The following is a 20431-nucleotide window of genomic DNA, read 5'->3' as shown; positions in this document are numbered from 1 at the left end:
TTGTCACATAAGAGAGAACGACTCTAAAATAAGCACATTTTTGTCATATAAGCCTTTTAAAGGTATAAAAAAAGCTGCCTGACAATATTCTGCCAGACAGCCATTTCAGAGAGAAGGTTTATTTAACGAGTAACTTGCGGGTTACGGTATCATTACCGTTCTGCAATGTTACAATATATATACCAGTTGGGAAACCAAGTGATGTATCGGCAGAAACAGTGTCAGAGTAGAGCACTTTGCCGTTAGCACCAACGATGGTTGCCTTAATTTGGTTGCTTGTATAGATGTTGATAACGTGGTTGCCGCCCTCAACAGTAGCGATAGTACGTTCAACTCCTGCTACAGAAGCTACCACATCGAACTTCACTGCAACCTCAGTTGCTTGCTTAATGATGAACTTCTTGTCTGTAATATTCTGACCATTAGCCTTCATTGAAACTACTTCGTAGCCTCCTGCTGGGGTAGCAAATACAGTAAGTTCGCTGTTCTTCTGTACCTTAGTACCGCTCTTCACAACGTTGTTAGCAGCATCTTTCACAGTTACATCGCCATTTTCGTAAGGCAAGATAGTGATGTATGCTTCGTTACAACCCGTTCCGTCGCCGTCCTCTGTAATGTTCATTACCCAAAGTTTAGCCTTTGCAAGCAATGTTTCAGAGTGCTCAACGTCGTTCGCATTAGTGCCCGATGCAATCCAAAGCTTAGTTGGAGTGGTGCTACCAGATACCTCCTTACCTGGGTCTACATAGTTTGGTAGCGCATAGTAGAAGTCGTTAAGCTGACAAGCGTTCCACTTATTACCGCGTACATCAATGTACCAGATAGACTTGTTCTCCGACAAATTGAGACCATTCAGCGTATTTTGAGCAGCATCAAGCTTCTCGAGCAATACGTTTTTCGATAGGTCGAGCGATGTAAGTTTGTTGCCCATCACAGCCAAATCGAGTAGTTTTGTATTGTTCTTCAAGTCGATATTCTGCAAAGCATTGGTGCTGAGGTAGAGCTGTTTCAAGTCTGCCATGTGGCCAACGTTGATGTCTGTAGCGCCACAATTAGTAAGATTCAACTGTATAAGTTTTGCGTTCTTCGTAAGATCTACGTTGCCAACCTTAGTATTCTTGAGGTTAATGAGCTGCAATTCAGGGTTGCTCTTCACGTCGATGGTAGCCAAATCTTCCAAACCATAAGCGCTAAACTGTTCGAGGAGCGGACATTTTGTAATGTCGATATTCTTAATTTCCTTGTTCATAGACAAATCGAGGTACAACAAGTTAGGTTGGTTTGTAACGTCGATAGTCTTCAATTCGTTGAAATACATGTCTATATACTTCATTGAATTGTTCTTTGTTAAGTCGATAGCGCTAATCTTATTGTCAGCAGCATAGCCTGGATAGCTTTCGCAGTTCAAATAAGTTACGTCGCCATATATCTTCACCTTAGTACCTTCAGTAGTTCCGTTGATGGTTGTCCAAGTCTTTTTTGCAACGTATTTCTTCAGCTTACCATCTCCCCAGTCAATAGAAACTTCAGTGTTATCGTTGTCTGCTCCGATAGCATAAGTGCTTTGTTGGCCAGCAGGAACAGTCAGAGTGATGCACTTTTCGTCGTCTTGTCCAGAGAAGATAGCCTTTACATCAGCGTTTGTTGTAACGGTGAATAGTGTGTCTTGAACGAGTGTTCCATTTACCATTATACCCTTAAATTCCTTGCCTTCGTCTGCAGTAAAGCGCACGCAAAGGATAGAACCAGGAACCACTTTGCCATCGCTTCCCACCTCATCGTAGTGTCTTGCGAAAGCATCTCTGTCTGCAGAGTAAGTCATATTGCGCTTCATCACCTTGTAAGTACCCCCTGTTGAAGGTTGCTGAGTGATGACAACGTCTTCCATAGAGCATGTTCCGTCGCCAGGAACGTCTATCTTCCAGTGAGAGTCAGAGTTATCTTGCATGAGGTATTTCTCTGCATTTGCAGTCTCACCATTGCTGCCTTTCACGTAAACATAGCCTTGACGGTTAGGGTCTTGCATAGTTTGATACATGAAGTTGAGCGATTGTGGAGTGAAGTTTTTGTTACCTTGGAGGTACAAATATCTAAGTGTGTAGTAGTTAGCAGTAAAGTCTAAGAACTCAAGATCGCAGGCTTTAGCCGACAAAGTCTGTATCCATTTAAGGCCACCCACGTCAAGACGGTTGATACGAAGCGAGTCGCAGTTAAGCGTTCTCAGTCCTGCCATCTTAGAAACGTCAAGTTTTGTGAGTTTAGTATTGCTAACGTTAAGGCTTAAAAGTTTTGTGTTGTTTGAGAGATTCAGTTTGCTTATATTGTTATTAGCTATAGAAAGACTCGTTAATTCGCGGTTTGCTGCAACGTTAATCTCGGTCAATTGGTTATTAGCAACGGCCAAATCCTCGAGTTTTGTAAGTCCGCTAACGTCCAATTCAGTGATGGCATTGCCGCTAACGTTAAGCGTTGTGAGTGAAGGATAGTTTGCTTCAGGCACACTAATGTCCATTAACGAGTTGTTATGCAAGTCTACACTTGTCAGCTTAGGGAACTTATAAGTGTCGTAGAAGTGTACAATGTCGCAGTCGTACATTGTGATAACCTTCATATTAGGGTTTTCGTCAGCAAACGCAACCGTACTTAATTCATGATTACCGTAGATGTCGAAGAACTCCAAATTAGGATATTCGCGTAGGTTAAGAATGTGAATCTTGTTTTCAGCCAACGACAACTTCTTCAAGTTCTTAGCATCGCCAAGGTCGAGAGTAGCGTATGTAAGCTCGTTTTTGTTCATGTCGAGCCCTCTCAAATTGGTCTGTCCTTCAAGCTTTAGGCCTGTAACCTTCTGCTCGTTGATAGACAATTCAGCGAGTTCACCATATATTTTAATGGTGTTACCCTTCAGTGCGCCCTCCTTACGTAGTTCATACGTCATCATAGATGGGCTTATCTGATAACTTGTTTTGTTTCCATCTCCCCAGTCAACCGATATGGTTCCCTCTGTCAAAGGCACGGGATAGAAAACGAAAGTGTCACCATACGCCTTGTTAGTGGTAATGGTGATGACGCTCTCAGCCATTGCACCGAGTGCAACGAATACGAGCATTGTAAAGAAAAGTAGTAGTCTTCTCATAATGTTAATAAATTAATGATATTATAATATACTGTTAGGTTCATTGCAGCAGCACTGCATCAATAGAATAAATCTATTAAAAACCTTATTCTGAAACTGCGCAACTACGATATGTTTCGAGCACGCCTGTTTAGTTTTTGCCTATGCACAGCAAGGCACCGACGGTCGGATTCTTCAGCTTTTGGCTTTCCGACAATCTGCCTTTTCTACATTAGATATTAGTTATGTACGCTTGTTTACAGTCAGTTAGAACCACCAACTGTTTGCTTGTAAAATAGCCTGGCACTTTCTTCAGTGTCCTATGCGAGTGTAATCTATCTGCTTTGAATTGTTAATCAAAGGATTATCCGAAACATCTATCCTCGATTATTTGTAGATTTACTGACTGATGCGTCTTGACATCAAACCTCTTTCTGGCTATAATCTGATTGCAAAAATAATAAAAAATTATCACAAAAATTGACATATATTATATGTTTAACGGATTTTAACTAACCGAGTTGCATCGTCTTTCTCGTGCTTTTATGTTCCGAAGTTACTATGGTTGCAAGTGAATGGATAGGGTCTTCATATATAATAAGGTGGGATAGGTGATGTTTTTGCAGGTAAGTGGCGTTTCAGCAATCGCCAATTTACAATCGATTAAAGTAGTAGCTGAAAACCAGTATAATTATTCTGAATTTGCGAAGAAAATACTTTCAGAAAACAAAACAAGCTCTTTCGTTTTGCAAAAGTGCCTATATTGCATCGCAAAACAGCCGCTTTTGCCGTGCAAAACAGGCTCTTTTATAATGCGAAACAATACCTGTTGTAAAGTGTTGGTGATAAGGAAGTTATGTGGTTGAGCTTGTTCTGTTGCGTAATTGTCTATTTATGCGAAAGTAGATGCATATATACAAAAAGACCGTAGTATGAATTTTATCATACTACGGTCTTCTATTTGTTGAGCAACAATACGCTTAGTGCAGTGTATCTCTACTTTTATTTGAATGTAAGTTCTGCTGCGTCAGGATTCTTGTCGATAGAGATAGTGTCGCCTTCGTGTACTTCTCCTGCAAGAATTCGTTCGCAAATGCCATCTTCAATATGGTTTTGTATGGCACGTTTCAGTGGTCGAGCACCGAACTGAACGTCGTAACCCTTCGTTGCAACAAACTCTTTGGCAGCGTCGGTGATGGTTACTTCGTAGCCAAGTTCCTTGATTCGCTTGAACAAACTGCGCAATTCGATATCTATAATCTGCTTGATTGCAGCGAGATCGAGCTGGTCGAAGGTGATAATTTCGTCCAAACGGTTCAAGAATTCAGGCGCAAACTGCTTGCTTAAGCTTTTCTGCACGATGGCACGAGCACGCTCTTTGTCGTGTTCGTTGTGCGAAAGACCATTCAATTTAGCTGCTGTGAAGCCCACACCCTGCCCAAATTCCTTGAGCTGACGGGTGCCAGCATTTGACGTCATAATGATGATGGAGTTGCGGAAGTCTACCAAACGTCCGTTGCCATCGGTAAGACGACCTTCGTCGAGCACCTGTAACAGCATGTTGAACACGTTGCCGTGCGCCTTCTCTATCTCATCAAGCAAGATGATGGAGTAGGGATGGCGACGCACTTGTTCGGTAAGCTGTCCGCCTTCTTCGTATCCTACGTATCCTGGAGGGGCGCCAACGAGTCGCGATGTATTGAAGCTTTCGGTGTATTCACTCATATCTATGCGGATAAGAGCGTCTTTAGAACCGAACATTGTTTCAGCTAACTTCTTCGCTAAGTAGGTTTTTCCCACACCAGTAGGGCCAAGGAACATGAACGCACCAATTGGGTGGTTAGGGTCTTTCAGCCCTATTCGGTTGCGTTGGATAGCCTTTACCATCTTTTCTATGGCCTTATCTTGAGCTATTACCTCCTGTTTTAGGTTGTCTGCCATATTGACAAGGCGTGCACCTTCGGACTCCTGCATGCGCTGAACTGGTACGCCCGTCATCATTGATACCACGTCGGCAACCTTATCTTGGTCAACTTCCACTTTGTTATGATCTTCGCCGCGTTCCCATTTCTGCTGTACCTCCTGCAGTTTCTTCTCTATTGAAGTCTGTTTGTCGCGGTAGCTGGCTGCAAGTTCGAAGTTTTGGTTCTTCACTGCCTCCTTTTTGTTCGTGTCAGCTTCGTCTAATTGATTTTTCAATTCTACGATTTCGGGTGGTACTTGTGCGTTCTGCAGGTGTACACGGGCACCCACTTCGTCCATCGCATCAATTGCCTTATCAGGGAAGAAGCGGTCGGTTACGTAGCGGTCTGTCAGTTTGACACAAGCCGTAATGGCATCATCAGTGTACGAAACGTGGTGGTGTGCCTCGTAACGGTCCTTGATGTTGTGCAGAATTTGCAAGGTTTCTTCTACTGTGGTAGCCTCTACGAGCACCTTTTGGAAGCGTCGTTCCAATGCGCCATCTTTCTCAATAGAGTTTCGATACTCGTCTAATGTCGTTGCACCAATGCACTGTATGGTGCCACGAGCGAGTGCTGGCTTCAGTATATTAGCCGCATCCATAGAGCCAGGTGTCGATCCTGCGCCAATAAGCGTATGTATTTCGTCGATAAAAATGATGACATCAGGGTTCTGTTCAATCTCTTTGATGAGGGCACGGATACGTTCTTCGAACTGACCGCGGTACTTTGTACCTGCCACAACGCCTGTTAAGTCGAGTGTTACAACTCGTTTGTTGAAGAGAATGGGCGATGTTAATCGCTTCACAATAAGTTGTGCAAGTCCTTCAACAATAGCGCTTTTACCCACACCAGGCTCACCTATGAGGATAGGATTGTTCTTTTTGCGACGTCCTAATATCTCGCTAACACGCTGTATCTCTTTTTCTCGGCCTACAACAGGGTCGAGTTTGCCTTCTGCTGCCGCCTTTGTAAGGTCGGTTCCGAAGTTGTCGAGTACAGGCGTATTGCTCTTTGGAGCAGTAGCTTGTGTTGTTCTTGCACTACTTCCGCTACCACTGTGTCGGTTCATGATGGGGGTTTCGTCCTCATCTTCGTCCGCCATTTCGATGCCGTTTTGTGTTGAAAAGTTGTCTATTTTGAAAAATTCGTTCGCAAAAGAGTATGAAATATCGAAACTTTCCAGTACTTCCTTGACGCCATTGTCTACTTTATCGTGCAGAATAGCGAGAAATAAGTGTTGTACATCAACAGTTTGTTTGCTTTGTATGCGTGCTTCAAGCACAGCCAATTTGAGTATATTGTTAGCTTGTTCGTTCAGTACTATATCGGCAGGATAGGACATCTGGTCCTGTTCTGAGTTGCGAACACGTTCTTCCAACAGTCTTTTTATATCCTCTAAGTTAAGGTTAAAATTCCCAAACAATTTACTGATAACTCCTTCCCGTCCTCTAAGAATGGCAAGCATGATGTGTTCTGGAGCCACAGAACGGCTCGCCAATCGCTCGGCTTCCTCTCTGCTGTGTGACAGAACCTCTGAAACTTTGGGTGAAAACTGATTTATCATATAGTTCTTATACCTTTCTTTAAATGTTATTTGGCTTTTGCCGTTGTTTAATTTATATTGCAAATGGTATGCCAAAGAATAAAAAATGGCAAGCGGAAACATTTGTGTTTCTTCTTGCCATTTCTATGTTTATAGTGCTTCGTCGTCGGGTTTGCGAATGTTTCTCACCTTTTTCGTCTTGAGGTGCTTCTTCTTTCGCAACCAAGCGGCCTTACGCTGTTCGTATTCTTCGTAGTGTTTTTCAAGAAAGTTATCTGCCATGGAACTTGCTATATACCACCGACATCTTTATGTTACCCTTCGATTTATCGCCTCCAACCAACATTGTGCTGGTGAGTCCCATATAGTGTGACACCTTATTTATTATAAGATTTTCGTTCTCATCTTTCGTTGTTGTAACCTCAACAGGTATTACAAGGGCTTTACCCCAGTTTGCATTGCTACCTGCTGTTGCGCGGTTTTGAACGAAATAGTTGATGAGTCCTTCTACATTATTGAACTTATAGCTGTTCGTTTGTTGGTTATAGACAGCAAGGAACGATGTTTTATTGTCTGGAATCTTGCTTTCGTTGAAGAAAGACTCAGCCTTTTCGGTTGGCAAAAGAAGTACATAACCTGGTATGCCCATGTTGTAACTCGATGCCGTTTGATTAACATAACGCTGCAATTCAAACTTAGCTGAGTTCAAAGTGTCGTTCTCATGTCCGTTCATAATGTCGTTTATAGGAAGCTCTATTTCGGTAAACAAACCTGCAGGTGTCTTCAAATACGATGCATTATTGTTGCTGGCGAGTGCCTGTAGCTGGTTTTTATCGAACACAAAGTTGGTCAACTGCAATACTTCCTCAGTGCTGGTAAGGTGTGTTGTACCTGTTTTTACCTTGTTTCCGTCCTTCGTATCCTTATACTTATAGTATATTACAAGCTGTACGGCAGCTATTCCAGCAATCGAACCCAAGCCATTCGTTACCTTAAAGTAGAACCCTGGGCACACATTATTGAGGAAATTGTAGATGTTATGGAAGTTGTTTGGATTCGCATAATACTGCTGCATCATGTACGTTCCATAGTTATTGTAGGTCTTTCCAGCCTTATCTGTGTACGCATCGTTTAGCTTTACGCGTATACTTGGCGTATGGTTCTTGTCTTTTTTAATGCTGTCGGGCACCGAAAACTCGGTTAATGTGTAGGTACTACTTACTTCTAACCCATTGTTAGCGGCTGTTCTGATGTATCCTTCAGCCTCTGGATCAAAGTTAGAATAGTATTGTCGGCCTTCTTTAGCGGGCTTATCAAGCTCGTAAGTAGTGATTTTCATCAACGCCAGAGAGTCTCCGAAGTGAGTAGAGTAGTACAAACGCAGTTCGCAAGAGTCTGCAATGATGTTGCCATTGGCGTCTTTGCTCGTTACAATGCCTTGTTCTGGCATCTCATAGTTAGGCAACACATAGAGTTGCGTCATGAGATTAGCTGTTACATCCGACTGTGTTTCGGGGTCTTTCATCTTTCCCAGGAAGCCATCGGACGACCTTGAGATGATGTTGCTGGCCAAAACGCTGTGCGAACCAATATTAAATGTATCGGCTTGTACGTTAAGTTTGTCTGCTTGATCTGTAAGCGAACCACCTATTCCATCGGTAGTATCGGTACAAGAAGTTAGGGCCAACGCTACAAGAGCGAAGCCAAAAGCTAATATTTTTGCTTTCATTCCATTATTTTATTATAGAACTCGGTATATCTTGTTTGTATATCGGCTTCGTTTTCTGGCTGCATTAGAATTTCCTTTTTGCTATCTACGGCATACTGCATCAACTCTTTATTTACGTTGTTGCTTGTTTGTATGATACCGTCGGAGTAGTCAATAACGAGTTTTCCTAATTCTTTGAAGTCGAAATTGTCGCCATATTTCTCTATCTTACTAAGCTCTGCGCTCTTGAACTCGAGGCATTGCTTGAACTTTTTGCCTAGACTATCACTGGGTTGCTCGGTAAATAATGATGTAACAATCTTTGATTTGGCAAACTGTGGTTCGTCTTTATAAGCCGTTTTAACGTAGAAAGGTATCACAGAAGACATCCAACCTTGGCAATGAATAATGTCTGGCGCCCACCGTAGCTTCTTAACTGTTTCCAAAACACCGCGTGCAAAGAAGATAGCACGCTCTCCGTTGTCGGGGTAATCATTGCCTAACTCGTCCTTAGTCATAGCTAAGCGCTTTTGGAAATAGTCTTCGTTATCGATGAAATATACCTGAATGCGTGTCTGTGGTATGCTCGCCACCTTGATAATCAGTGGGTGATCCATATCATCAATGATGAGATTCATGCCTGAAAGGCGTATAACTTCGTGCAGTTGGCCGCGTCGTTCGTTGATAGCTGCCCATTTTGGCATAAATGTACGAATCTCGAAACCGGCGTCTTGCATATGTCGTGGCATGTCTGCACCAAAGATTGACATCTCCGAATTAGGGACATACGGAGCGATTTCTTGGTTTATGAACAATACTTTCTTTCCCATTTAATAATAGTTTACTACTTGCAAAGTTACAAAAAAAACTTGAAATTGAGTCCTTTATCTATCGAAATCCTGTTTAAAAGGTTGAATATTGACATATTTTTAGCGAATTCTTACGAGTTTTAAATAAAATTGTTGTTACTTTGCACCATAAATATAGAAACTTAATAATGGTAATATTTGAAAGGATTGTCGATTTACAGAACGAGCTTTTCCAGCTCCGTAAGCAGGGGAGAACCATTGGATTGGTGCCTACAATGGGCGCGTTGCACGATGGGCACGCTTCTTTGGTAAAACAAAGTGTGCAGCAGAACGATGCAACGGTGGTATCGGTGTTTCTCAATCCTACCCAGTTTAACGACAAAGGCGACTTGGATCGCTATCCACGCACGTTGGAAGCTGATTGCAAACTGGTGGAATCGTGTGGTGCCGACTATGTTTTTGCGCCATCGGTAAGCGAGATGTATCCCACAACAGATACACGTCAGTTTGAGTTTCCGCCACAATCAACAGTCATGGAGGGTGCTAAACGACCAGGACACTTTAACGGTGTGTGTCAAGTTGTCAGCCGATTGTTCTACATTGTACGCCCTAATAGAGCTTATTTTGGTGAAAAAGACTGGCAGCAAATAGCTGTTGTGAAGCGTCTTGTAGACTTTATCAACATGAATATTGATATTGTTGAGTGTCCTATCGTACGAGATGAAGACGGATTAGCAAAGAGTTCGCGCAACTCATTGCTCTCTTCCGATGAGCGTGCTATAGCTCCTCATATATATAAGGTGTTGAAATCGAGTACCAAGGAAATGGGTATGCTAAGCGTTCAGGAACTCCACGACAAGGTAGTAACAGAGATAAACGCTGTTGATGGCTTGGAAGTTGAATACTTCGATATTGTAGATGGCAACACCTTGCTGCCTGTTCTGTCATGGGACGATACTCCTTACGTGGTAGGTTGCATCACAGTTTATTGTGGTAAAACGCCTATCCGATTGATTGACCATATTAAATATAAGGGTTAAACGAATATGCAAATCGAAGTACTGAAAAGTAAATTACACTGTGTTAAGGTTACAGAAGCTAACCTTAACTATATGGGAAGTATCACTATCGACGAAGATTTGATGGATGCTGCCAATATGATTGCAGGTGAAAAGGTTCAAGTTGTAGACAACAATAATGGCGAACGACTTGAAACTTACATCATAAAGGGCGAACGAGGCACAGGCTGTATCTGTTTGAATGGAGCTGCGGCACGTAAGGTTCAAGTAGGAGATACAATCATCATCATTAGTTATGCCTTGATGGATTTCGAAGAAGCGAAGACCTTTAAGCCTACAGTAGTGTTCCCTAAAGAGGGCAATCGCGTGTAAGTCGTTGCCCTTTCTTATCTTGTAATAAGTGTAGGGAAATGATAGAAAAATTGTAAACTCTTTTCAAGCGAATAGATATTGCGTAACCAGCTGTATAACAATGCGTTGTAATACCCATTGTTTTGCGTTGTAAAAGAGCCTATATTACACGGCAAAAGCGCCTGTTTTGCATTGCAAGACAGGCGCTTTTGCAATACAAAACAAATCTTCTCGGTTTTTGTATGTGTTTTTTTTACAAAATCATGGTTATAGTTTGAAGTTTTTATATAGTTTCTATAAAGCCCCAACACACCTATACTTTCTAACTGATATAGCTTTTTGAAGAGTGTATGAACCCTACCATTAATAAGCATAAATCCCGAACTTCCATTGGAAATTCGGGACTATGTTGTTTGTTTGGAATAGTTTTGTTTGTTTCGCTTTACGCTTCTGGTGTTTGTGTTTTAGCAGCGTATGCTTCTTCAGAGAGTACTGAGACTTTGCTCTTGTTGTACTTTCCTCTGTGGAAGTAAACGATACCGTTTGCCAAAGCATACAATGTATCGTCTTTACCCTGCGCTACATTCTCACCTGGGTAGTGCTTGTTACCACGCTGACGAACGATAATGTTGCCCGCAATAATCTTCTGACCACCGCCGATTTTAACACCTAAACGCTTTGAATGTGATTCGCGTCCGTTCTTAGAACTACCGACACCTTTTTTATGAGCCATTTCTTGTCCTCCTAATTTAAGCGTTAATTGTTTTAATCTCTACCTGTGTGAAGTGTGAACGATGACCGTTCTTCTTGCGATAATCCTTACGGCGCTTCATCTTGAAGACGATAACTTTGTCGCCCTTTACTAGTGGATTAATCACTTCAGCTACTACTTTTGCACCATTAACAGTAGGTGCGCCAACTGTGACAGCTCCCTCTTTGTCTAAGAGAAGAACCTTGTCAAACTCAACAGTCTTACCTTCTTCCGCATCTTTGATGTGGTTTACGAAGATCTTTTTGCCTTCTTCGACTTTAAACTGTTGACCGTTAATTTCTACAATTGCGTACATTTTATATATTGTAAACGGTTAAACCGGTAGGCGGCGGAGCATCTTTCCCGCACTTATTCGAGCCTAAGCGGCATAAAAACTGTGCAAAGTTACTAAATAACTTTCTATTTATGATAGTTTAAGGGTAGTGAGATTAACTTATTAGGAAGAATTAACAAAGATTATCTAATATAAGTCTTGAGACGCGTATGCCTGTGTTTTGTGGTCGCTGCAATAGGTATTGGTAGATCGTTTCTTTAGGTTCTACAACCTGACGGCCGTTCTTTTTAAGGCTCGATGCGTTGATTAAATGTAGTCCATCTCGGTGCCAAACGGCAAATCCAAGGTGGGTTGTATCAAGGTTTAGCTTATTGGTTGTAATGGCAATAATGTCTCCGTTGCGTACCACTTTGCGCAGTAATTCGGTGTTAGTAAGCTGCTTTTTGGGTATGTACGGGACGATAGTACCATTGGTTTGGTCTTCTAACTTCTTCAAAGTAGCCACCCTTTGCGGACGATTACGTAGCATATCGTAAGCGTTCGGATTCTCGCTCATATAGTTAATCTTTAGTTTTTGCGTAGCTGTAAAGGGCGGATTGGGTGCAGAAATCTCTTTTACGTAGCCCATTTGTTGGTTATCGGTAACCCACCACTGGTAGTAATGCAGTCTGTTTTCGTAGGCAAGACATCCTTGTCGGTATCGTATGTTTTGTAACATACGTGTAAAATCGCTGTAACGACTAAGGTTCTTATCCACGCAAAGTACAACAGCAATTACATATTCCAGGTAGGTTGTGCAGTCCATTTCCCTTGTATTCACCACCAACATCTCCTCGTTGTTGCGGTCAAGCGTATGCGCAACGTATGGAATACCGACAAAGTGGCGGGCAGCTTTCAGTATGATGTCCTCCTTAGATAGCTTCGTTCGCAGCGGTAAGAGCTGTGCAAGCAGACTCTCTATGCGGCTGGCATCAGACGATACAGCCTTCGTTGTGCCCTGCTGACTATATTTTATTACTTCCGCAGTAGGCTTATTACCCATGGTTTGCGTGGTAGTTGGGTTGCTTATAAAGAGCAAAATAAGAAGTAAAAGAATCCTTATTGCTTTCATTCCAACGCAGTTTTAGATTTATTTTTCTTCAGTTTTCCACGTTTGCCGAAGTTCATTCCGGCGTAAACGTTTACGTTTCCGAAGAGATTACTCGTTGATAATCCATTATCATGGTAGTTGAATGCGTGCATAATAGCACTTGAACCAACATACCACTTCATGTTATTCCACACCAATCCAAGTCGTACCGTTGCATTGATATCGATGTTATTCGATATGATTCGGCTTAGCGAGAAGTTCTCTTCCACTATTTTTCCGCTGTTATGCTTATAGGCCAAGCCGATAGTAGCCGAACCAGCGAGCAGCCAGTTGCGTGCAAACACGTAGTTATAGGCATATCCACCGCTTACGGCAATGTTGGTATAACGTATCTTTTCGGGTTTAAGCGAACCCTCAACGTCCTCATATTTGGTTTTCATCTTGAGGTTATTGAACACCAAACGATAGAATTCGGGCCAATCAACCCTTAGTGTGTGCCTTGTATAACCTATTCCAATGATTGGACTACCAGCCGATTTGCGTTGCACAGTGCTCTGACTGAAGGCAGCAGGGTAGGAGAAACGGCGATGATTAAAGATATAATAGATGTTGAAACCCTTTAGTTTCGATTCCACACCATCGAATTCCATGCCGTTCAAAGGGGCGGTATCAATATTGTCGCCCATTGAAAACCGACGTATTTTAAAGTCCTGTCCTGTCTTCCGATAGTAGAGATCGATGCCTACTCGTGCGCTGTAAAGACTGAGGTCGAACTCTTTTCCCTTCTGTTCAGAGTTGTTGAAGAAAGGGTGTTTAATATCAATGGTGTATCCAAGGAATATCCATCGCCAGCCCGCATAAGGTCCAATGCGCATTGTTGGTTCGGGTGCAAGCGTCAGATGGTGTTCTTGTTGGCTGTTCAGAACGTACACTTCAAAGTTGTTTGTGTTCTGTACCATCACCGTAAAGTTGTATCGTTGTGGTTCGATGTAGTTGGTATCTACATCGTTCATTGTGTCTTTCTTTTTCTCACCAGCATTCTGTTGGTATCTGCGTTTACGTCGAGTAGTGTCTGGACGTTGCCATTTCACACTATCCAAGCATTGCCATTCATCATTATTATGAATGGTTTTCCAACCGTTTTCTGCCCTTGTTGTAGGGGCTGAAAGCAGCCATAGCAAGCAAAGTATGATAGTTTTAGTAAGCATTGAATTAGTATTTGCCTAATATTCTGTCCATTACCCAGTTGGTAGGAGTAGCTTCTATGCTGTTAATTTCGCACTTTCCATACCCTTGAAGGTCCTGTACTACCGACCGAATCAATGGTTCTTGCACAAAGTGCGGGTTCTTAATGTCGATGTATTCCATGCCTTGACTGGTGTAAAGCGTAATGGGATCGTAGTTATATACGGAGAAAACGATGCGTCCTTCCGTACCATAAATCTCTATACTGTCCTCTTTTGCGCTATCGTGAGCGGTAAAACTCCACGAACCACTGCCACAAAGTCCACTCTCAAAGCGGAATACTGCGTTCACAGTATCCTCCGATTCAAACATGCCAGTGCGGTTTGCAATGTATCCGTGTGCCTTTACGATGATGCCGAAAAAGCTCTGAAGCAAGTCTATCTGGTGCGGGGCGAAGTCGTAAAAATATCCTCTTCCGCCCTCTTGTTGCTCCAATCTCCATGGTTTTTCCTCCAGTTTGTCGTTGTCGAGTTCCTCTGCTGGCACGGCAAAGCGTATCTGTACGCTAAGCACCTTACCAATAGCACCGCTTTGCAAAATCGCTTTCACCTTTTTAAAATAAGGTAAGTATCTGCGATAATAGGCCACAAAGCAAGGCACGCCCGTCTGTTCTGTCACACGATTGATGCGTACGCAGTCCTCATACGACCCTGCCAACGGCTTTTCTATTAGGCAAGGCTTCCCTGCTCGCATCGCCATTATGGCATAAGTAGCGTGTGCTGATGGTGGCGTTGCTATGTAAATGGCGTTCACATTAGGGTCGTTCACAAGTAGTTGTGGGTCTGTGTACCAACGCGAAATATCGTGTAGGTTAGCATAAGTGCGTGCGCAACGTGCATTTTGGTTGTATACGGCTTGGACATGCGACTCGGTTACAGCGTTAAAAGCGGCTCCCGACTTGCGTTCCGTAGTCTCTCCAAAACCAATAAATCCCCAAGAGATATGCTTCATTGTTATTTTCTTTTCTGCAAAAATACAACTTTTTGTTGAATAATATCCCTGCTTCTACAAAATATATATAATGTGAAAGTGAAATCAGAAAAATATTATTAAATTTGCAAAGAAACAAAATAACCTGTCTTAATATGAGGAAAATTAATCTATTACTAATGCTTCTGCTGGTTAGCACATTTGCTTTTGCACAGCAATTCAAGCAGTATTTCGAAGATGCAACGCTTCGTTTGGACTACAACTTCGCTGGAAACGCAAGCCATCAAGCCATTGCTGTAGACGAACTTTGCCGTATTCCAAGATGGTATGGCAAGACTCAGAGGCTCAGCGAGCTTCCGTTAGAAGGCAATGGTCAGATAACGGTACGCGACCACCGCACGCAGAAAGTCATTTATCGCAACTCTTTCTCTACACTTTTCCAAGAATGGCTCACCTACGACGAGGCAAAAACCACCTCAAAGTCGTTCGAGAATGTGTTCCTTGTGCCTTTTCCAAAAGATACAGTAGATGTTACGGTAGAACTACGCGATAGCCATCACAAGATAATGACGTCGCTCACACATACCGTTGTACCTACGGATATACTGATTCGACGTATCGGTGAGAAGCACATAACGCCTTACGAAACGCTCCAAAGAGCTGCCGACCCAGCGCGTTGCATACACATTGCCTATATTGCAGAAGGCTATACAGATGCCGAAATGCCCGCTTTCATAGACGACTGCCGCACGGCAATGGAGGCTTTGTTTGCCCACGAACCTTTTAAATCGCTACGCGACTGCTTCAATGTGGTGGCTGTGAAATCGCCATCGGCAGAGAGTGGCACCTCAAATCCGGGCAAAGGAATATGGAAAAATACTGCTTTGCACTCTAAATTCAACACATTCTACAGCGACAGATACCTTACAACGCTGCACTTAAAGACCCTTCATAACTGGTTAGCAGGTACTCCTTACGAGCATATCATTGTATTAGTGAACACCGAAAACTATGGTGGAGGCGGCATTTTCAACTCATATAACCTCTCAATGGTGCGACACAGAGCTTTCAAACCAGTGGTTGTACACGAGTTCGGACACTCTTTTGCTGGTCTTGGCGACGAATATGGCTACGGAGATATGCCTATGTATCCAAGCGATACAGAGCCTTGGGAACCTAATCTGACCACGCTTGTAAACTTAAAGGCCAAGTGGGCCGACATGGTAAAGAAGGGAACACCGCTTCCAACACCGCAACCTGCCGACCTTGACAAGCCGAATGCCGACCAAAGCAAGTGGAAAATAGGCGCTTACGAGCCCGCAGGCTATGCCAAACATGGTGTATATCGCCCTTATCCTGATTGCCGAATGCGCACCAACGAGAACCCTAACTTCTGTCCAGTGTGCCAGCGTGCCATCACAAAACTGATTAAATTCTACACTGAATAAGGTGTAATAACATAAAGGCAGGTACTGAATGCAATTGCTTTCGTACCTGCCTTTTTCTATTGTTTGTCCTATTTGGGACTGCAAAACCTAAGTTTTCTAAACTTCTTGCATATTCTTTCTAATTGTGTATAAACTTACACTATTGTGTGGAAAATATACGATTGCAAAACGATACATATACTTTGACTTTGCAATATAGGCTCTTTTGCGTTGCAATAGTGCCTGTTTTACCGTGCAAAACAGCCGCTTTTGCAATGCAAAACAATGGGTATTGTAAAGTGTTGATGGTTAGGCTGTTATGCGGTAGTGTGCTTTTGTGAAGGCGTTTGTATATTTATCCTCTTCCTTGCAAGTATCAGTATGTTTTTCATTTCGGTAAAGTTGCAGGGTTACATTGGTGGAGTGGGCAGCCCGTACTACCAAAATGATGTAGCCATTGAATACGAAAGAGCATGATTTACCACGTTCCTTCCATTAGCAAACTTGCTGAATGAAAATGGAAACCGTGCTAAATCACGCTCCACCCATATTGTTGTTATGTCGTTTTGTTGGCGCAGAAAGCAGTTTATTGCGCTTCTACAAAATTGCTTCAGGACTTCTATGAACCATAGAAACCACTAAAAGCGTTTCCACAAAACCCATCGTTTGTTCTACGAATAGCGCCCAACGCTCACCCCGTAGCTTAGTAAACCTTAATCTCTTGCTTGCCTTCGAGCGCTGCAACAGCGTTCTCTGTGAGGGCGAGCATCTCGTCTTGACCAGGATAAACCACTACTGGAGCAAGGTAGCTGATGCGTTTTTTTATTTCATTAACAAGGTAAGTGCTGAAGCACATACCACCTGTGAGAATGATAGCGTCTATCTTTCCACAGAGCACAGCACCTTCGGCAGCAATAGCTTTCGACACGTTCCAAATCAAAGAAGATATAAGCAGCTTTGCTTTTTCGTCGCCAGCGTCGATACGATCGCGTATGATGCGGAAGTCGTTGGTACCTAAATGTGCAAGTAAACCGCCTTGTGAGGTTATCTTTTTAATCATTTGCTGCTCTGTAAGGCCGCTTGTGTAACACAAATGGATAATGTCTGACATTGGCAAAGTACCTGTACGCTCTGGTGAGAATGGTCCATCGCCCGACAAAGCGTTATTGGCATCGATAGCACGACCCTGCTCATGAGCTGCTATAGAGATACCTCCGCCAAGGTGAGCGATAATCAAATTCAGTTTATCATAGCTTGTATTGTTCTCGCGCGCATAGCGTCTGCCCACTGCTTTTTGGTTTAATGCGTGCCAAATGCAGATGCGTGGGATTTCAGGAAGACCTGTAATGTGGGCCTCTGGAGCCATTTCGTCGACCACACCAGGGTCGGCTATGAAGCTCTGACAGCCAGGAATCATTTCTGCAATCTCGTATGCCAGCTTGCAACCGAGGTCGCATGGGTGTTGATGAGCAGCTGTTCGCTGGTCTTCAACCATCTCAGGTGTAACTCTATAAACACCACTTTCAACAGGCTTAGCAAGGCCGCCGCGTCCTATTGTTGCGTCAAAGTCGAGCGCAATGTTACGGCGTTCCAACTCTTGAAGTATGTGTTGCTTACGATATTCGTACTGATCGAATATGGTGTGGAAGTGTTCTAACTCGCTGCGAGAGTGCTTAACGTCTTCTACGAAGAGTAGTTCGCAGCCATCAGCCACAGATATCTTTGTTGAAGTAGAGCCAGGGTTAATGGCTAAAATTTTGTACGACATAGTGTAATTTATTTTCTTGAATTAGAGATAATAGTAGCAAGTGCCAAGCTATAGAACTTAGATTCGACGGTGTCGCCGCGACTTGCGAGTACAACAGGCACCTGTGTACCTTGCAATACAGCTGCTGTTTCAGCACCAGCGAATAGAGTTATGGTCTTGTAGAATACGTTTCCAGCCTCGATATCAGGGAAGATAACAGCGTCAGCCTCGCCTTGTACGGGTGAATCAATCTTCTTATCGGCCAGCGCTTCAGCCGAGCACGATGTCTTTAAGTCGAGCGGTCCGTCTACAATACAGTTGCCGAAAGCACCTTCGGCAGCCATTTTCTTAAGTTCAAGATAGCCTTCTGTGTATGGGAAATGCTTTCCGTCAGGTTTTTCTGAGCAGTGAATAAGTGATATTTTAGGCTGCTCTATGTTGAAAGCGTGGCAGAAATCGGCCACATATTTAATCTGTTCGATGCGTTGTTCATGTGTTGGGAAAGGCAGAACGGCAGGGTCTGTGAAGAACAAAAGCTTCGGATAAGTAGGTATTTTGGCTGCTGTGATGTGTGTTAGCACGCTGCCTTTAGGTAGAATACCCTTCTCTTTGTTTAATATGGCACGCAAAAGTACGTCGGTATTTACGAAGCCTTTCATCAGCGCATCGGCGCGTCCGTCTCGTACAAGTTTCACTGCTTTCTCCGAAGCGTCCTGTGGATCATTAGCCAAAAGGGTTTCATACTTTCCGTTAAACTTCTCTGCTGTCTCCTGAGAGCATACTAATATTGGGTTGATGACACCTGCCTTGTGCGCCATTTCAACTGCATCAAGGGTGTGGCTGTCTTCTGCCCACACAACGGCAACATTGTTTTTAATGCCGCTTTCGTTCAGATTCTCCACCAATTGGGAAAAGTCTGTAATGCTTTTTGTATTGTTCTTCATACTATATATGTATATTTTGTGCGAAAGTATTAATCTCTTGTTCAGTGCTACAAAGATACAAAAAAGGTACTTGTTCAACAAAATTCACTTTTTATAAAATATGTATTTTTTGATAATTTAAGAATTTTCACAGCGAGGGATAAGTGCGTATGTAATGTAATAGTTGGCTGAAAATGTGTCGTTTTCTTGACTTATGTCAATTGCTTCTTTGTGTTCTTCTTTCTTTTTGCTATTAAATTATTTGATTATTGGGTAAAAATGAAAGTAGAGAGGAGTGTAAAATGTGTTGGGAAAGTATATGAATGGTAGACTTGCAAAATGCCTTTTTCAGAGTAAAAATTGCGTTTTAGTGTTGCAAAATATTCTTTTTGCGCCTCGTAATGGAGTGTAAATAGACGATTTACTACATTTCTGCTACTGTCGAATATGGCAAAATAAAAACGAAAAGATATATATATAAAAATATGTATAGGTAGTTTTTTGGAGATGGGGCAAATAAGAGCGCATAGTTATTGTGTGGGTAAGATTATCCTAAAAAATGACTTTTGAATTGTAAAGAAAACACATGTAAGTTTCGAGCGTAGTTGTTTTGCGTTGCCAAAGTGCCTGTTTTGCGTTGCAATATAGGCTCTTTTGCCGTGCAAAACAGGCACTTTTGCAATGCAAAACAATGGGTATTGTAATGTGTTGATAATGAGTTTATTGTAAAAATTAGGTGTTTCTGTAAAATCTTTACACTTGTTTGGGAATGTTTTTCTTGGTAGCGTGGGGTGTTGTCGTGTGTTTTGGGAGTTGCTTCAATGAGCCTTTTTCATTTATTTAGTATAATAACGAAGGGGATTGAGTCACCTCAACCCCCTTCTTCCTTAGTTCTCCCTTTAATCATTTTATCCTTTAACAACCTATATATTGTTTACTTTCAGTCTTTGTCAGAGGTTAATCCTCGTAGACAAAGCTAAAGTTTTTCTCGGCTGTAAGAGAGTTTCCAACATAGCAACCCTTATGTGCGAAGCTTTCAAACTTCTTGCGCATGGCTGCATCAAGATTGCCCTTAACGTGGAACTCTATGTCTATTCTTTCAACTTTCAGTGTTTCTGGGTTCTCTACAATCTCACCAACGACAGCGTAAGTGCCTGTTAAGTCGATGTTATCGCGCTTTGCACGCATCGCAATGGTGGTCAGCGTACATGCTGCGAGCGACTGTGCCATGATGTCAACAGGCGTTGCGTATTCGCCTAAGCCGCCCGGTCCCTTGCTGGCATCGGTTCTAAGAGTTTGTCCTGAAGCCTCATATGTAGCTTCAACGCGAAAGTTTCCTAAGTATTTTACTATTGATTTTTCCATAATTAGCGTTTATTTATTTTCCATTGGCAAAGGTAATGATTTTATCTTATATACCCAAATAAAACCATAAAGTTATTACATTTAAACGCTTTTTAAACTTTATATAGTAACTTCCCTGTGGGTGTTAGAAGGCGATGCAAATCCTAATA

Annotated in this window: 16 protein-coding genes; 3 read left to right on the top strand and 13 right to left on the bottom strand. The window is 42.6% G+C overall.

All coding sequences use genetic code 11. From position 1 onward, the window contains the following. Positions 1-118 precede the first annotated feature (118 nt). The 5 genes from HXN26_RS01290 to HXN26_RS01270 form a co-directional block, all read right to left on the bottom strand. Positions 119-3136, bottom strand: a complete 3018-nt coding sequence (locus HXN26_RS01290; protein ID WP_273158267.1) for an InlB B-repeat-containing protein — start codon at positions 3134-3136, stop codon at positions 119-121. A gap of 981 nt (positions 3137-4117) precedes the next feature. Further along, positions 4118-6643 carry an ATP-dependent Clp protease ATP-binding subunit gene (locus HXN26_RS01285; protein ID WP_273158266.1) on the bottom strand — a complete coding sequence of 842 codons (2526 nt, stop codon included), beginning with the start codon at positions 6641-6643 and terminating at the stop codon, positions 4118-4120. 129 nt (positions 6644-6772) lie between these two features. Further along, entirely contained in the window at positions 6773-6904 is a 132-nt protein-coding gene (locus HXN26_RS01280; RefSeq protein WP_025000786.1) for a hypothetical protein, read from the bottom strand. Next, positions 6894-8351 (bottom strand): DUF4270 domain-containing protein, encoded by a 1458-nt coding sequence (locus HXN26_RS01275; protein WP_273158265.1) that lies wholly within the window; start codon positions 8349-8351, stop codon positions 6894-6896. The genes HXN26_RS01280 and HXN26_RS01275 overlap by 11 nt, the downstream gene beginning before the upstream one ends. Next, positions 8348-9160 (bottom strand): glycogen/starch synthase, encoded by an 813-nt coding sequence (locus HXN26_RS01270; protein ID WP_273158264.1) that lies wholly within the window; start codon positions 9158-9160, stop codon positions 8348-8350. Before HXN26_RS01270 ends, HXN26_RS01275 begins: the two co-directional genes overlap by 4 nt. A gap of 167 nt (positions 9161-9327) precedes the next feature. On the opposite strand from HXN26_RS01270, the gene panC reads away from it, so the two are divergent. Next, complete coding sequence (panC, locus tag HXN26_RS01265; RefSeq protein WP_025000783.1) at positions 9328-10179, top strand: pantoate--beta-alanine ligase; 852 nt, start codon at positions 9328-9330, stop codon at positions 10177-10179. Positions 10180-10185: 6 nt separating this feature from the next. Then, positions 10186-10530: an aspartate 1-decarboxylase gene (panD, locus tag HXN26_RS01260; RefSeq protein ID WP_025000782.1), complete on the top strand. Its 345-nt coding sequence runs from the start codon at positions 10186-10188 to the stop codon at positions 10528-10530. A gap of 421 nt (positions 10531-10951) precedes the next feature. Here the strand turns inward: panD and rpmA are convergent, their stop codons facing one another. The 5 genes from rpmA to HXN26_RS01235 form a co-directional block, all read right to left on the bottom strand. Further along, a complete protein-coding gene (gene rpmA, locus HXN26_RS01255; RefSeq protein ID WP_014708378.1) occupies positions 10952-11242 on the bottom strand; it encodes a 50S ribosomal protein L27 in 291 nt (96 codons plus the stop codon). 16 nt (positions 11243-11258) lie between these two features. Beyond that, entirely contained in the window at positions 11259-11576 is a 318-nt protein-coding gene (gene rplU / locus HXN26_RS01250; RefSeq protein WP_025000780.1) for a 50S ribosomal protein L21, read from the bottom strand. 151 nt (positions 11577-11727) lie between these two features. Then, the gene (locus HXN26_RS01245) at positions 11728-12666 is read right to left on the bottom strand and encodes an N-acetylmuramoyl-L-alanine amidase-like domain-containing protein (RefSeq protein WP_273158263.1); all 939 of its coding nucleotides are present in this window, start codon (positions 12664-12666) and stop codon (positions 11728-11730) included. Continuing rightward, positions 12663-13853, bottom strand: coding sequence for a DUF4421 domain-containing protein (locus HXN26_RS01240; RefSeq protein WP_273158262.1), 1191 nt, complete (start codon positions 13851-13853; stop codon positions 12663-12665). Before HXN26_RS01240 ends, HXN26_RS01245 begins: the two co-directional genes overlap by 4 nt. 4 nt (positions 13854-13857) lie before the next feature. Next, a complete protein-coding gene (locus HXN26_RS01235) occupies positions 13858-14841 on the bottom strand; it encodes a Gfo/Idh/MocA family protein (protein WP_273158261.1) in 984 nt (327 codons plus the stop codon). Between the two features lie 134 nt (positions 14842-14975). Here HXN26_RS01235 and HXN26_RS01230 point away from each other — a divergent pair, with 134 nt between their 5' ends. Continuing rightward, on the top strand, positions 14976-16268 hold the full coding sequence (locus tag HXN26_RS01230) for a M64 family metallopeptidase (RefSeq protein WP_273158260.1): 1293 nt from the start codon (positions 14976-14978) through the stop codon (positions 16266-16268). A gap of 682 nt (positions 16269-16950) precedes the next feature. Here the strand turns inward: HXN26_RS01230 and buk are convergent. The 3 genes from buk to HXN26_RS01215 all read right to left on the bottom strand — a co-directional run bounded on the left by buk (position 16951) and on the right by HXN26_RS01215 (position 20282). After that, the gene (gene buk, locus HXN26_RS01225; RefSeq protein WP_273158259.1) at positions 16951-18015 is read right to left on the bottom strand and encodes a butyrate kinase; all 1065 of its coding nucleotides are present in this window, start codon (positions 18013-18015) and stop codon (positions 16951-16953) included. Positions 18016-18023: 8 nt separating this feature from the next. Continuing rightward, on the bottom strand, positions 18024-18938 hold the full coding sequence (locus tag HXN26_RS01220) for a phosphate acyltransferase (protein WP_273158258.1): 915 nt from the start codon (positions 18936-18938) through the stop codon (positions 18024-18026). Between the two features lie 936 nt (positions 18939-19874). Then, positions 19875-20282 (bottom strand): OsmC family protein, encoded by a 408-nt coding sequence (locus HXN26_RS01215; protein WP_025001576.1) that lies wholly within the window; start codon positions 20280-20282, stop codon positions 19875-19877. Between the last annotated feature and the right edge of the window lie 149 nt (positions 20283-20431).

It is taken from the genome of Prevotella aurantiaca (assembly GCF_015262605.1).
Classification (GTDB): domain Bacteria; phylum Bacteroidota; class Bacteroidia; order Bacteroidales; family Bacteroidaceae; genus Prevotella; species Prevotella aurantiaca.
This window is presented reverse-complemented; position numbering and strand designations above follow the sequence as displayed.

Bases quoted from the DNA above. Each gene is read 5' to 3' on its own strand.
- buk (WP_273158259.1), bottom strand. From the start codon at position 18,015: ATGTCGTACAAAATTTTAGCCATTAACCCTGGCTCTACTTCAACAAAG.
- rplU (WP_025000780.1), bottom strand. From the start codon at position 11,576: ATGTACGCAATTGTAGAAATTAACGGTCAACAGTTTAAAGTCGAAGAA.
- HXN26_RS01275 (WP_273158265.1), bottom strand. From the start codon at position 8,351: ATGAAAGCAAAAATATTAGCTTTTGGCTTCGCTCTTGTAGCGTTGGCC.
- panC (WP_025000783.1), top strand. From the start codon at position 9,328: ATGGTAATATTTGAAAGGATTGTCGATTTACAGAACGAGCTTTTCCAG.
- HXN26_RS01285 (WP_273158266.1), bottom strand. From the start codon at position 6,643: ATGATAAATCAGTTTTCACCCAAAGTTTCAGAGGTTCTGTCACACAGC.
- rpmA (WP_014708378.1), bottom strand. From the start codon at position 11,242: ATGGCTCATAAAAAAGGTGTCGGTAGTTCTAAGAACGGACGCGAATCA.
- HXN26_RS01240 (WP_273158262.1), bottom strand. From the start codon at position 13,853: ATGCTTACTAAAACTATCATACTTTGCTTGCTATGGCTGCTTTCAGCC.
- HXN26_RS01280 (WP_025000786.1), bottom strand. From the start codon at position 6,904: ATGGCAGATAACTTTCTTGAAAAACACTACGAAGAATACGAACAGCGT.
- HXN26_RS01270 (WP_273158264.1), bottom strand. From the start codon at position 9,160: ATGGGAAAGAAAGTATTGTTCATAAACCAAGAAATCGCTCCGTATGTC.
- HXN26_RS01230 (WP_273158260.1), top strand. From the start codon at position 14,976: ATGAGGAAAATTAATCTATTACTAATGCTTCTGCTGGTTAGCACATTT.
- HXN26_RS01245 (WP_273158263.1), bottom strand. From the start codon at position 12,666: ATGAAAGCAATAAGGATTCTTTTACTTCTTATTTTGCTCTTTATAAGC.
- HXN26_RS01220 (WP_273158258.1), bottom strand. From the start codon at position 18,938: ATGAAGAACAATACAAAAAGCATTACAGACTTTTCCCAATTGGTGGAG.
- HXN26_RS01215 (WP_025001576.1), bottom strand. From the start codon at position 20,282: ATGGAAAAATCAATAGTAAAATACTTAGGAAACTTTCGCGTTGAAGCT.
- HXN26_RS01235 (WP_273158261.1), bottom strand. From the start codon at position 14,841: ATGAAGCATATCTCTTGGGGATTTATTGGTTTTGGAGAGACTACGGAA.
- HXN26_RS01290 (WP_273158267.1), bottom strand. From the start codon at position 3,136: ATGAGAAGACTACTACTTTTCTTTACAATGCTCGTATTCGTTGCACTC.
- panD (WP_025000782.1), top strand. From the start codon at position 10,186: ATGCAAATCGAAGTACTGAAAAGTAAATTACACTGTGTTAAGGTTACA.